This window comes from Providencia sp. PROV188 (assembly GCF_027595165.1).
In the GTDB taxonomy this organism is placed as follows: domain Bacteria; phylum Pseudomonadota; class Gammaproteobacteria; order Enterobacterales; family Enterobacteriaceae; genus Providencia; species Providencia lanzhouensis.
The window spans coordinates 375,419-387,776 of record NZ_CP097291.1 but is presented as its reverse complement, the minus strand read 5'-3'; the positions used below and the strand labels follow the sequence as shown (position 1 = coordinate 387,776).

Below are 12,358 nucleotides of genomic sequence, written 5' to 3'. Positions count from 1 at the left end.
ATTAGTCCTCCACTACCAGGCCCATGGAACGAGCAGTACCAGCGATTGAACGCATCATCGCGTCAACGTCAGCACCAGTCATATCCGCAGCTTTAGTTTCTGCGATTTCGCGAACCTGTGCAGAAGTCACTTTACCAACTTTGTCTTTGTTCGGCTTACCAGAACCAGACTTAACGCCAGCCGCTTTTTTCAGCAGAACTGCTGCCGGTGGAGTTTTAGTTACGAAAGTGAATGAACGGTCTGCATAAACAGTAATAACAACAGGAATTGGTAAACCTTTTTCCAGGCTGTCTGTTTTTGCGTTGAACGCTTTACAGAATTCCATGATGTTCACACCTTGCTGACCCAGTGCTGGACCAACCGGTGGACTTGGGTTTGCCATACCAGCTGCTACTTGCAGCTTAACGTAGGCTTGTACTTTCTTAGCCATGAATATTTCCTCAAATTGGGTAATAACGCCTTAATGGATTAAGGCTCCCCGTTACATTAACGCCCCGCAAAACACCGTTTGCACAGTATGATGCCAAGCATAAAAAACAAAAGGCGCGAAATTGTATGAAAATTTCGCGCCTTTTGCAAGTCTGCTATTCGGAATTGTTAGGCTTTTTCTACCTGTCCGAAGTCTAACTCAACTGGGGTTGCACGACCAAAAATAGAAACAGAGACTTTTAAGCGGCTCTTTTCATAGTCGATTTCTTCAACAACACCGTTGAAGTCAGCGAATGGACCTTCACTAACACGAACCATTTCACCTGGTTCAAATAGCGTTTTAGGACGTGGCTTATCACCCACTTGTTGTAAGCGATTCATAATCGCATCAACTTCTTTATCACTAATTGGTGCTGGACGATCTGAAGTCCCACCGATAAAGCCCATTACACGCGGAACACTGCGTACTAAGTGCCAAGAGTCATCATTCATGACCATTTGAACTAATACGTAACCAGGGAAGAATTTGCGCTCACTTTTACGGCGCTGGCCGCTACGGATCTCAACAACTTCTTCAGTTGGAACCATAACATCGCCAAACAACTCTTCCATATTATGTAATTTGATATGTTCACGCAGAGACTGTGCTACGCGACCTTCAAAACCAGAGAATGCCTGAATGACATACCAGCGTTTTTTAGGTAAATCTGACATTTAGAATAACCTCAGGCTTGTAATAAATGAAACTAAACGCACTAGGATACCATCTAATCCCCACAGGATTAGTGACATTACAGCCGTTACAGCAGCAACAATCAAAGTCGTTTGTAATGCTTCCTGGCGAGTAGGCCAAATGACTTTCTTCACCTCGATGCGAGCTTCGCGCGCAAACGCCAGAGTTGCTTTACCTTTTGTGGTCCACAAAGCAACAGCACCAGCAATAGCTACTACAGCCACAACTGCAAAAGCACGCAGTGCGAGATTATATTGACGGAAGTAATAGTTGCCTACGATAGCAACTAATAATAAGGCACAGACAACTACCCATTTGAAGATGTCTGCACTGCGTCCACTTCCTTGAGCTTCGCTATTCGCACTCATAATTCAACCTGTTACCATGAAGTATGTATAAAGCTCGCTTGCCTTACCTTTGCAGTATGGCAATCAGAGCACACCAATAGAATATGCCAGCATACCCAGTAAATTTAATCACCACCCTATTTCGAAAATAAATTTCTTTTCGTGGCAGCGGTAAAATATACCATAACTTCTGAGCAAAACCTTAATAAATCTCATATAACTGCATCGGGCTCTCAATACAGTTAGTAAATCGTTGTTTCAGAGCCTATCTCACCAATAATTATGAAAACGATTGATGAGATAGGTTCTTAGGTTTAAACGCTAACATTTTAAAAACTTGAGTATAAAAAGGGCATCAGTCGATGCCCTTTTTACTAAAGTGGTTCTTTCTTATTCAGAAAGAGCGGTATTATGCAATGATTTTTGCAACAACACCCGCACCTACAGTACGACCACCTTCACGGATTGCGAAACGTAAACCATCATCCATCGCGATTGGGTGAATCAGAGTCACGATCATGTTGATGTTATCGCCTGGCATTACCATCTCTACGCCTTCTGGCAGTTCGATAGTACCGGTTACGTCAGTTGTACGGAAGTAGAACTGTGGACGGTAGCCTTTGAAGAATGGAGTATGACGACCACCTTCATCTTTGCTCAGAATATAAACTTCTGATTCGAATTGAGTGTGTGGCTTGATTGAACCTGGTTTAGCCAGTACTTGACCACGTTGAATTTCTTCACGCTTAGTACCACGCAGCAGAACACCAACGTTCTCACCCGCACGACCTTCGTCCAGCAGTTTACGGAACATTTCAACGCCAGTACAAGTCGTCTTAGCCGTTGCTTGGATACCAACGATTTCAACTTCTTCACCAACTTTGATGATACCACGCTCAACACGGCCTGTTACTACTGTACCACGACCAGAGATTGAGAATACGTCTTCGATTGGCAGCAGGAATGGCTTGTCAATTGCACGCTCTGGTTCTGGGATGTAAGAATCCAGGTAGCCTGCTAATTCAACAATTTTCGCTTCCCACTCTGGGTTGCCTTCCAGCGCTTTCAGTGCTGAACCGCGAACAACTGGAGTGTCATCGCCTGGGAAATCGTATTGAGACAGAAGTTCACGAACTTCCATTTCAACTAATTCTAACAGTTCTTCGTCGTCTACCATGTCACATTTGTTCAGGAAAACGATGATGTAAGGAACACCTACTTGGCGACCTAACAGGATGTGCTCACGAGTTTGTGGCATTGGGCCATCAGTCGCAGCAACAACCAGAATTGCACCGTCCATCTGCGCAGCACCAGTGATCATGTTTTTAACATAGTCGGCGTGACCTGGGCAGTCTACGTGTGCGTAGTGGCGAGTTGGAGTATCGTATTCTACGTGAGAAGTAGAAATGGTGATACCACGCGCTTTTTCTTCTGGTGCGTTATCGATTTGGTCGAATGCACGAGCGTTACCGCCGTAAGTTTTCGCCAGAACAGTAGTGATTGCTGCTGTCAGGGTAGTTTTACCATGGTCAACGTGGCCGATTGTACCAACGTTAACGTGCGGTTTTGAACGTTCAAATTTTTCTTTAGACACGACTCTATTCCTTATGGAGTTCCCTCTTCACGATAAAGAAGGAACTTAAATTAAAGTAGTTAAATCGATAAAAATCGATTATCTAGCGTTACGAGCTTCGATTACAGCTTGTGCAACGTTGTTTGGCGCTTCATTGTACTTCAGGAACTCCATAGAGTATGAAGCACGACCTTGAGTCTGAGAACGCAGGTCAGTAGCATAACCGAACATTTCGGACAATGGTACTTGTGCACGAACAACTTTACCAGTAGGTAAGTCATCCATACCTTCAATCATACCACGACGACGGTTCAGGTCACCAATTACATCGCCCATGTAGTCTTCTGGAGTTTCCACTTCAACTTTCATGATTGGCTCAAGCAGAACTGGTTTCGCTTTTTTGAAGCCGTCTTTAAATGCCAGCGATGCTGCCAATTTAAACGCCAATTCAGAGGAGTCAACATCATGGTAAGAACCGAAATGCAGACGAACACCCATGTTAACTACTGGATAACCAGCTAATGGACCAGACTTCAGCTGCTCTTGCAGACCTTTGTCAACCGCAGGAATGTATTCCGTAGGGATTACACCACCTTTGATTTCGTTGACAAATTCGTAGTCCATTGGCAGACCATCTTTGTCTTTCTTGTCCAGTGGGTACATATCGATAACGACATGACCGTACTGACCACGACCACCAGACTGTTTCGCGTGTTTACCTTCGATATCAGTCACTTTAGCAGTGATTGCTTCGCGGTAAGCTACTTGTGGTTTACCAACGTTCGCTTCAACTTTGAATTCACGACGCATACGGTCAACCAGAACGTCCAAGTGCAATTCACCCATACCAGCGATGATAGTCTGATTAGTCTCTTCATCACTTGATACGCGGAATGATGGGTCTTCTTGAGCCAGGCGGCCTAATGCGATACCCATTTTTTCTTGGTCAGCTTTAGTTTTTGGTTCGATTGCAACAGAGATTACTGGCTCTGGGAATTCCATACGCTCCAGGATGATTGGTGCATCAACTGCACATAAAGTATCACCTGTAGTTACGTCTTTCAGACCGATAGCAGCCGCGATGTCACCAGCGCGAACTTCTTTAATCTCTTCACGCTTGTTAGCGTGCATCTGAACGATACGACCAAAACGCTCTTTCTTCGCTTTAACAGCGTTCAGAACGGTATCACCTGAGTTAACAACACCGGAGTAAACACGGAAGAATGTCAGGTTACCAACGAATGGGTCAGTTGCAATTTTAAATGCTAAAGATGAGAACGGCTCTTCGTCACTTGCATGACGTTCAGCTGGAGTATCTTTACCATCGTCCAGAACACCGTTAATTGCCGGTACATCTGTAGGAGCTGGTAAGTAATCCACGACCGCATCCAGCATCGCCTGAACACCTTTGTTCTTAAATGCAGAACCACAGGTAACCAGGATAATTTCGCTAGCAAGAACACGTTGACGTAAAGCACCTTTGATTTCTGCTTCAGTCAGTTCTTCACCGCCCAGATATTTTTCCATCAGTTCTTCTGATGCTTCTGCAGCGGATTCGATCAGGTTGTTGTGCCACTCTTCAGCCAGCTCTTGCATGTCCGCAGGGATATCTTCGTATTCGAAGGTAACGCCTTGGTCTTCATCGTTCCATTTGATTGCTTTCATTTTCAGCAAGTCAACAACACCAGTGAACGACTCTTCTGCGCCAACTGGTAATTGCAGTGGAACTGCAGTAGCTGCTAAACGAGTTTTTAACTGCTCAACAACACGTAAGAAGTTCGCACCCATACGGTCCATTTTGTTAACGAACGCGATACGTGGAACTTTATATTTGTTAGCCTGACGCCATACAGTTTCAGACTGTGGCTGAACACCACCAACCGCACAGTAAACCATTACCGCGCCATCAAGAACACGCATAGAACGTTCTACTTCGATTGTGAAGTCAACGTGTCCCGGGGTGTCGATGATGTTGATACGGTGTGGTTCATACTGCTTAGCCATACCAGACCAGAATGCAGTAGTCGCAGCTGAAGTGATAGTAATACCACGCTCTTGCTCCTGCTCCATCCAGTCCATTGTTGCAGAACCTTCGTGGGTTTCACCGATCTTATGGTTTACACCAGTATAGAACAGAATACGTTCAGAAGTTGTGGTTTTACCGGCGTCGATGTGTGCACTGATACCGATGTTACGATAGCGTGCTATGGGCGTTTGACGAGCCATTTTTTCCTCTCTCGTGGGCGTTCAATTCTTCATATAAAGGGCAGCTGAAAGCTACCCTGAGATACATCACTAAGATTGGTAAGAGATTACCAACGGTAGTGTGCGAACGCCTTGTTAGCTTCTGCCATACGGTGAACGTCTTCACGTTTCTTAACAGATGAACCTTTGTTCTCAGCAGCGTCTGATAATTCGTTTGCCAGGCGAAGTGCCATAGATTTATCACCGCGTTTACGAGCAGCATCAACGATCCAACGCATTGCCAGGGCATTACGACGAACCGGGCGAACTTCAACTGGAACTTGGTAAGTTGAACCACCAACACGGCGGGATTTAACTTCCACAGTCGGACGCACGTTATCAAGTGCTAATTCGAATGCGTCAAGTTCAGTTTTACCAGAACGCTGAGCAAGGAGCTCAAGTGCGTTATATACGATTGCTTCAGCAGTAGATTTTTTCCCGTCTACCATCAGGATATTTACAAATTTGGCCAGTAATTCTGATCCGAACTTAGGATCTGGAAGAATTTTACGTTGACCAATTACGCGACGACGTGGCATGGATATGACTCCGTTGTTAATTCAGGTTTGTCCAAAACTCTACGAGAGTATTTTGACATTAAGATTAAAAATGTTTGGCCTTACTTAACGGAAATCCATTAAGCCTTAGGTTTCTTCGCGCCGTATTTAGAACGAGCTTGCTTACGGTCTTTAACACCAGAACAGTCCAGTGCGCCGCGAACGGTGTGATAACGCACACCTGGCAAGTCTTTAACACGACCGCCACGGATCAGGATTACGGAGTGTTCCTGCAAGTTGTGGCCTTCACCACCGATGTAGGAAGATACTTCGAAACCGTTAGTTAAACGAACACGGCATACTTTACGTAATGCTGAGTTTGGTTTTTTAGGAGTGGTAGTATATACACGAGTACATACGCCACGTTTTTGCGGGCAAGCTTCCAGTGCTGGAACGTTGCTTTTCACAACTTTCGAGCTACGAGATTTGCGTACCAGCTGATTAATAGTTGCCATTATTAAAAAAGCTCCTGGTTTTTTTGCTTCGTAAACACGGATTTTGACCTCGTTCGCCAACATGACGATACACGAGGACGCGAAATTTTATTGCCGACTGGCTCAGGTGTCAAGAAATATACAACTTTTAGTGACTTTATAAGGCAAAATGTTGCTTATGAGCTTCAGTTAGCTTTACAAAACCTTGATATGAGATGATAGAAACGTCATCAGCTACCTGATCTTGTAGCCCTCGGGCATGAATATCTGCATCCAAGGCATAGATTTGGGCACCGCTATTTTGTAGTTCCGCAAGATATTTGGATTGTGAAACAGCGGCAATCACACCATCTTGGAAAAGCAATATAGCGTCTTCATTGGTGATTAAACGCAATAGCGCTGAGAAATCACATTTAAATGGAGAAGTGGCTAGAGTGTATAGCATAGGTAGGATCCTACTATAGATCAAAATCCGAACACAAGATCAAATTTTGAACACAATCTCAAAATTTGAGCACAACATCACAGGCGGATAGCCTCTCTTGGATCTGCTGGGGTGTTAAGAATTCAGGTGTCACAACCCACTCATTTTGCTGGCTAAGACCTCTTTCCTTTAATGACTCTAAACATAGGTAAATATTTTCAATGTCATAGAGAGGTAAGATCTTGAACGTCGAAATATAGTCCCGAGCTAAAATTTCTTTAGGCTGCTGATGAGCGAGTAATTGGCATACACCATCAGAAAGGAAGAATACGCTAATTTCTTCTGTCAGTGCCGAGGTTGCTAATAATGCATCCAGTCCTTCGCGCCCACTGGCACTACCATGTGGCATAGTCGTAAAAACAAAGGCTATTTTCTTCACAAGAGACCTTATCTTATAGAGTGACGTCGTTCATGATGTTCAGGTTTAAAACTGGATGGTGCGGTCAGCGGTTAACATGGATTCAGCAAGACTGCCTAAACCGCTCATGGTAAAACTTTCAGATAAGTTATGAGCAGATAGCGATAGCGCGTTAGCTTGTTCTTTATCTGTAATACCACGACGTAACCCTGCGGCAACACAGACATTCATTTCACAGCCCGATTCTTGTGCCAGTTGGCGCCATGCTTTGACCAGGTCAAATTCATCATTTGCAGGGGAAGTTAAAGCATTACCATTAAGAACGCCATCTTGATAGAAAAACACTGTCTTCAATAAATGCCCCTCTTTAAGAAGGGCCTTGGCAAATTGATAGGCACTTGCTGATTGTGAAGTGCCGTATGCGGGGCCAGTCACTAACAAACAATAGGTTAGCGGGGTTGTTTTACTCATTCACCACTCTTAAATTGGCGGATATATAAATAGACGGTGTGCTTAGAAATATTCAGGCGGTCAGCCACTTGGTTGATAGCATCTTTGATATCAAAGATACCTTTTTCGTACAAGTTCAGAACCACTTGTTTATTTTTCGCGTTGTTAGAAACATTACGGTCATTGCTAACTTCTTCGATGGTGTATTCTAATGTTTGTGCAACCAAGTCATCGACTGAAGACGCGAAGTTGACATCCGAAGTCACTTCTTGCTTTTCTTCTGGCACAAAAGACTTAATGATTTCAGAGAATGGCACATCCAAGTTCATGTTAATACACAGTAAGCCGATAACACGTTGCTTACGGTTACGAATCGCAATCGTCACAGACTTCATTAAGTCGCCACTTTTTGCTTTCGTAAAATAGGCTTTAGAGACATTGGATTCCGCATCCGCCATATCATGAAGCATTCTTAATGCTAAGTCAGTGATAGGGGAGCCAATCTTACGCCCTGTATGCTGGCCATTCGCTATTCTCACTGCTGAACATTTGAGGTCTTCTAAAGAGTGAAGAACAATTTCACAATGCTCACCAATTAGCATAGCGAGCCCGTCAACCGCAGCTTCATATGATTTTAAAATTTCGTGGTCAGTCTCAGTAAACGGCTGGTTATCAAGAATATTAATATCACTGAGGTCTTGGGATTGTAATGCATCAGACATTTCAACGTCATCCTTCTAAAGTGTATAAAATTCATCACGTCAACCAATGAGGCATTCATTATTCGACTCATTTGCCTTCATTTTATCGTACATAGTCAACGGATGTGATGATTAAAAATAAAAACGAATCTATTGAAGTTAAAACTCCGAGGCGTTGCCGTCAAGCGAATGAATGCAAGAGAGTATGTTTTATCACAAGTTTTAAAGAATATAAGATTTTTAAATGCAAATTTTTAATCGAGAATGACACAACTCTGCTTTTTTAGCATTGGATTGCGTAACTCAATGAAAAAAGCCCAGAACGAATCTGAGCTTTTTTATTTTTAACGATGTGAAATCTTATTTTGCAGCAGGTTTGATGTCTAATAACTCAACATCGAAGACAAGCGTTGAGTTTGCAGGGATACCTGGAACGCCATTTTCACCGTAAGCTAATTCTGGTGGGATAACTAATGTCATCTTGCCACCTTTCTTCAGGTTAGATAAACCTTCAGTCCAGCCTTTGATCACTGAATTTAATGGAATAGTCAGTGGCTCGTTACGAGAATAAGAGCTATCGAATTCTGTGCCATCGACTAAAGAGCCTTTATAGTGAACAACAACGGTTTCGTCTTCTTTAGGTTTTGCGCCAGTGCCATCTTTCTCAATTTTGTACAGTAGGCCAGACTTAGTTTTCACTACGCCCTTTTCTTTTGCAAATTTCTCGCGATATTCGTCACCTTTCTTCACGTTAGCTACTGATTCAGCCTTGATTTTATCTTCAGCTGCTTTTTTCACTTGTCCTTCGAATTGACGTAATGTTTCTTCAACTTGAGCATCAGTCATTTTGCTTTTGCCGTTGAATGCATCTTGAACACCAGCCAGTAATTGAGCTTTGTCCAGATTAATACCGATCGATTTTTGCTCTTCTAAAGAATTCTGCATATAGCGACCTAAAGAGGCACCTAATGCGTATGCGTTACGCTCTTCAGCATTTTTGAAAGCGCTCGCTTGTGTTTTTGCTTCTTCTGCCATAACTTGTGGGGCAGTAAAAGCGAATGCTAATGTTGTTGCTAATAGACTTGCCTTAAACAGTGATTTCATCCTAATCTCCGATAGCTATTATTCGAGCCATACGGCTCATTTTTATTGATAGCTGTTCCTTATCTTAAAAAACAAGCTGTCAGTTAACACAAAAAATATAAGAATATCTTAGACCACATTAACAAAAAGAGGTTTCAACGCCTACACCTTTAAATAAAACTTATCTGTTGATTTGTAATGTTCGGTTATTATGATGTTTTTTTCATGGTGAGAACCCATAAGGAGAGTCTAAAATGGATTCATCAGACAATTTTGAACAGCGTTTAGAACTTTTAGAAAGCAAAGTTGCTTTCCAAGAATTGACCATTGAGCAGCTTAACCAAGTGATTACAGAACAACAAATGCAGCTGTCAAAAATGCAAGAACATTTACGCATCGTTGCGGAGAGGTTGAAAGCGTCGCAATCATCTCATCTTGCCCGCCCTGAAGAAGAGACTCCCCCTCCACATTATTAATCTCTCAGCTATTCGCCTTGATATGAAATTGGGAGATATCAATATCAGGCAATGCCACTTCTTCGGGCTTATTCAATTGAGGAACCCATTCATAGGGGACTCTATAAGCCCGATAAATCATGTTATTCCATACGTATTGCTCGTCGGTATAAGGGGAAATATATTCCCAAACAATTTTATTTTCCTTGGTAACTTCAATAATTCGTCCATCCGCGCCCTCTGTAATCAGAGTATTACCATTAAGTAATCGTTGCGCACTGCTAACATGCGGACTATAAAATCGAAAACGATTCGTCGGTATTTTAAATCCCTGCTCATTTGCAGAATGCTGCCAAACAATATCTAAACTGATCGGGTCTATCTCCAAGACTCGAGAATAATCACGACCCGCATTTTTTAATCCATAAAGCGAGGTTGGCGTTGCTTGCCCATAGCCTGCTTGCCAGCCATTATCAAACAGTAAAATATTCCCCGCCCCCGGTAACCCTTGAGGAATAAGATGGGCATGATGTTGACCAATAATCCCCCCTAAATGTTTAACATTATCATGGGTATAATCAGGCCCAATTTGCCATACAATCTTTCTTGTTTCACGGCTGGTAATTCCAATAATATTCGCTTCCCGAGAGCTCCATATTATATTCTCAGGATGAAAATCAGCATTGCCATTATCATAGTGTTTGTTGGGACCAAGCCAAGATAGGCTATTGATATGTAAATAATCCCCTACATCACCAACGATCAGATTAGGATTACGATAAAAGACATTTTTAGCAGTTTCAGAAAAACCGAGCTCCGAAAAATAATCACTGAACGCCCATGCCCATACAATATTTCCCTGCCAATCAATCTCAACAAAGACGTCATCCAGTAATGGCTTATCTGATATTTGAGGATTTTGAATATTTCGATGGCAAAGTAATAATGTTTTTCCATTATGAACAGGGGATATCAAGCCAGGCGTATAATACCCGACGGGATTTCCTTCTCGTTGAAAATCATGATGCGCCCTTGCAGACCAATATTGTTTTCCGACATCATCCGTCAATGACTCTACACGATCGAATGACCAAACTTCGTTATTATCCCAATCCCGCTGAACCAACCTGGTATATTCGCGATATTTATTACCCTCTTTTGGCTTTTCATAGCTCAGCAGATTGCCTTGAGGTAACATTTTGCAAGGCACGCCATCACTGTCCTGCCAAACATGAACTTCATTGCCATTCATATCAATAAGCACAGCGCCCTTATTCGCCGCTGAGAATAATGTATAACCATTCCATGCTTTATCTGGTCTATAAATTGTTGTTTTTGTAGGGTAAATAGAGGGAGTTCCCATAATAATTTTCCTAGATGATTGAGACTATGACGCGAGATAAACAAAGAAATTAATCTCGATAAACATCATGGGAATTATAAGACAGAAAATTAACCAATTGATTTATAATAAATTTTAGTGATTACTAAATTTAATGACGGGGAATGCTTGAGACCGAATTTTGAGCAAAAAAAAGCCCAACATAAAAATGTTGAGCCTACTTTCGAAATAAAAAACGAGTTCGCTTTTTATTGAATCTCTCTTTTAGAGATTAGTGGCAACCACAACCGCCATGCTTGTGACCGTGACCTTCGCCACCACCACAGCAACCTCCTTCTGAACCGTGGCTATGACCGCCACCGCCACAGCAACCACCTTCGTGGTCATGGTCGTGGTCGTGACCATCAGCACCATGGACGTGGCCATGAGCGATTTCTTCTTCAGTTGCTTCACGGATAGCCATGACTTCAACATTAAATTTCAGGTTTTGACCTGCTAACATATGGTTACCGTCAACGATAACTTCATCGCCTTCGATGCCAGTGATTTCAACTGGAACTGGACCCATGTCAGTATCCGCTAAGAAACGCATACCCACTTCCAGCTCATCAACGCCCATGAATACATCTTTCGGTACGCGTTGAACTAAGTTGTCATCATATTGACCATATGCATCGTCTGAAGCGACTTCAACATCGAAATGTTCACCAACTTCACGACCTTCTAATGCTTTTTCCAGACCAGAAATTAAAGAACCACGGCCATGCAGATAGTCCATTGGCGCATTTGCCGGGGACTCATCAACTAAAACACCGTCTTCTGTTCTTACTTGGTAAGCTAAGCTTACAACCAAGTCTTTTGCTACTTTCATGACATCTCCTACGACCCGTAAGGGAAAAATTTTTGCCAATTGTACCGGAAAACAATTGTGCTGTATTGAGAATTGACAAAATTCTCTTATTCTGGGGTAAAAATTCCAATAACTTGTTCTTGCTTTCTCACATGCTCAGTCGCATCGCCTTCAGCTTGACGTTGTTGATCCCCGCAATTGACACATTCAACCACATCAATTTTATCTTCTCGCCACATCATTAAGGTGTCTTGAGACTTGCATTTAGGGCAGGTTGCCCCAGCAATAAAACGCTTACGTGTTGCTGCCATTTTTCTA

16 protein-coding genes are annotated in these 12,358 nt (G+C 42.7%); 1 reads left to right on the top strand and 15 read right to left on the bottom strand.

Going from position 1 to position 12,358, the window contains the following annotated elements; translation table 11 throughout:
* Position 1: 1 nt before the first annotated feature.
* The 12 genes from rplK to fkpA form a co-directional block, all read right to left on the bottom strand.
* Complete coding sequence (gene rplK / locus M5X66_RS01745; RefSeq protein WP_006657044.1) at positions 2-430, bottom strand: 50S ribosomal protein L11; 429 nt, start codon at positions 428-430, stop codon at positions 2-4.
* 167 nt (positions 431-597) lie between these two features.
* Positions 598-1,143, bottom strand: a complete 546-nt coding sequence (nusG, locus tag M5X66_RS01740; protein ID WP_006657043.1) for a transcription termination/antitermination protein NusG — start codon at positions 1,141-1,143, stop codon at positions 598-600.
* Positions 1,144-1,530 carry a preprotein translocase subunit SecE gene (gene secE, locus M5X66_RS01735; protein ID WP_006657042.1) on the bottom strand — a complete coding sequence of 129 codons (387 nt, stop codon included), beginning with the start codon at positions 1,528-1,530 and terminating at the stop codon, positions 1,144-1,146.
* Between the two features lie 388 nt (positions 1,531-1,918).
* Positions 1,919-3,103, bottom strand: coding sequence for an elongation factor Tu (gene tuf / locus M5X66_RS01730; protein WP_187128653.1), 1,185 nt, complete (start codon positions 3,101-3,103; stop codon positions 1,919-1,921).
* 78 nt (positions 3,104-3,181) lie between these two features.
* Complete coding sequence (fusA, locus tag M5X66_RS01725) at positions 3,182-5,308, bottom strand: elongation factor G (RefSeq protein ID WP_036948738.1); 2,127 nt, start codon at positions 5,306-5,308, stop codon at positions 3,182-3,184.
* Between the two features lie 86 nt (positions 5,309-5,394).
* Positions 5,395-5,865 (bottom strand): 30S ribosomal protein S7, encoded by a 471-nt coding sequence (rpsG, locus tag M5X66_RS01720; protein WP_006813694.1) that lies wholly within the window; start codon positions 5,863-5,865, stop codon positions 5,395-5,397.
* A gap of 98 nt (positions 5,866-5,963) precedes the next feature.
* Positions 5,964-6,338, bottom strand: coding sequence for a 30S ribosomal protein S12 (rpsL, locus tag M5X66_RS01715; RefSeq protein WP_004265905.1), 375 nt, complete (start codon positions 6,336-6,338; stop codon positions 5,964-5,966).
* 136 nt (positions 6,339-6,474) lie between these two features.
* On the bottom strand, positions 6,475-6,762 hold the full coding sequence (tusB, locus tag M5X66_RS01710; protein ID WP_036948734.1) for a sulfurtransferase complex subunit TusB: 288 nt from the start codon (positions 6,760-6,762) through the stop codon (positions 6,475-6,477).
* Positions 6,763-6,820: 58 nt separating this feature from the next.
* On the bottom strand, positions 6,821-7,180 hold the full coding sequence (gene tusC, locus M5X66_RS01705; RefSeq protein ID WP_036948731.1) for a sulfurtransferase complex subunit TusC: 360 nt from the start codon (positions 7,178-7,180) through the stop codon (positions 6,821-6,823).
* A gap of 45 nt (positions 7,181-7,225) precedes the next feature.
* Entirely contained in the window at positions 7,226-7,630 is a 405-nt protein-coding gene (tusD, locus tag M5X66_RS01700) for a sulfurtransferase complex subunit TusD (RefSeq protein WP_036948729.1), read from the bottom strand.
* Positions 7,627-8,331 (bottom strand): helix-turn-helix transcriptional regulator, encoded by a 705-nt coding sequence (locus M5X66_RS01695; protein WP_036948726.1) that lies wholly within the window; start codon positions 8,329-8,331, stop codon positions 7,627-7,629. Before M5X66_RS01695 ends, tusD begins: the two co-directional genes overlap by 4 nt.
* 339 nt (positions 8,332-8,670) lie before the next feature.
* Positions 8,671-9,414, bottom strand: a complete 744-nt coding sequence (gene fkpA / locus M5X66_RS01690) for an FKBP-type peptidyl-prolyl cis-trans isomerase (protein WP_036948748.1) — start codon at positions 9,412-9,414, stop codon at positions 8,671-8,673.
* A gap of 233 nt (positions 9,415-9,647) precedes the next feature.
* Between fkpA and M5X66_RS01685 the strand changes: the two genes are divergently transcribed.
* Entirely contained in the window at positions 9,648-9,869 is a 222-nt protein-coding gene (locus M5X66_RS01685; RefSeq protein ID WP_036948724.1) for a SlyX family protein, read from the top strand.
* A 4-nt stretch (positions 9,870-9,873) separates the two neighbouring features.
* Here M5X66_RS01685 and M5X66_RS01680 read toward each other — a convergent pair whose 3' ends face one another.
* From M5X66_RS01680 to M5X66_RS01670, 3 genes are all read right to left on the bottom strand, one after another.
* A complete protein-coding gene (locus tag M5X66_RS01680; protein WP_270103828.1) occupies positions 9,874-11,211 on the bottom strand; it encodes an aryl-sulfate sulfotransferase in 1,338 nt (445 codons plus the stop codon).
* A 250-nt stretch (positions 11,212-11,461) separates the two neighbouring features.
* A complete protein-coding gene (gene slyD / locus M5X66_RS01675; RefSeq protein ID WP_211887250.1) occupies positions 11,462-12,061 on the bottom strand; it encodes a peptidylprolyl isomerase in 600 nt (199 codons plus the stop codon).
* Positions 12,062-12,147: 86 nt separating this feature from the next.
* Entirely contained in the window at positions 12,148-12,351 is a 204-nt protein-coding gene (locus tag M5X66_RS01670; protein WP_036948717.1) for a YheV family putative zinc ribbon protein, read from the bottom strand.
* Between the last annotated feature and the right edge of the window lie 7 nt (positions 12,352-12,358).

Bases quoted from the DNA above. Each gene is read 5' to 3' on its own strand.
- rplK (WP_006657044.1), bottom strand. From the start codon at position 430: ATGGCTAAGAAAGTACAAGCCTACGTTAAGCTGCAAGTAGCAGCTGGT.
- nusG (WP_006657043.1), bottom strand. From the start codon at position 1,143: ATGTCAGATTTACCTAAAAAACGCTGGTATGTCATTCAGGCATTCTCT.
- secE (WP_006657042.1), bottom strand. From the start codon at position 1,530: ATGAGTGCGAATAGCGAAGCTCAAGGAAGTGGACGCAGTGCAGACATC.
- fusA (WP_036948738.1), bottom strand. From the start codon at position 5,308: ATGGCTCGTCAAACGCCCATAGCACGCTATCGTAACATCGGTATCAGT.
- rpsG (WP_006813694.1), bottom strand. From the start codon at position 5,865: ATGCCACGTCGTCGCGTAATTGGTCAACGTAAAATTCTTCCAGATCCT.
- rpsL (WP_004265905.1), bottom strand. From the start codon at position 6,338: ATGGCAACTATTAATCAGCTGGTACGCAAATCTCGTAGCTCGAAAGTT.
- tusB (WP_036948734.1), bottom strand. From the start codon at position 6,762: ATGCTATACACTCTAGCCACTTCTCCATTTAAATGTGATTTCTCAGCG.
- tusD (WP_036948729.1), bottom strand. From the start codon at position 7,630: ATGAGTAAAACAACCCCGCTAACCTATTGTTTGTTAGTGACTGGCCCC.
- M5X66_RS01695 (WP_036948726.1), bottom strand. From the start codon at position 8,331: ATGTCTGATGCATTACAATCCCAAGACCTCAGTGATATTAATATTCTT.
- fkpA (WP_036948748.1), bottom strand. From the start codon at position 9,414: ATGAAATCACTGTTTAAGGCAAGTCTATTAGCAACAACATTAGCATTC.
- M5X66_RS01685 (WP_036948724.1), top strand. From the start codon at position 9,648: ATGGATTCATCAGACAATTTTGAACAGCGTTTAGAACTTTTAGAAAGC.
- M5X66_RS01680 (WP_270103828.1), bottom strand. From the start codon at position 11,211: ATGGGAACTCCCTCTATTTACCCTACAAAAACAACAATTTATAGACCA.
- slyD (WP_211887250.1), bottom strand. From the start codon at position 12,061: ATGAAAGTAGCAAAAGACTTGGTTGTAAGCTTAGCTTACCAAGTAAGA.
- M5X66_RS01670 (WP_036948717.1), bottom strand. From the start codon at position 12,351: ATGGCAGCAACACGTAAGCGTTTTATTGCTGGGGCAACCTGCCCTAAA.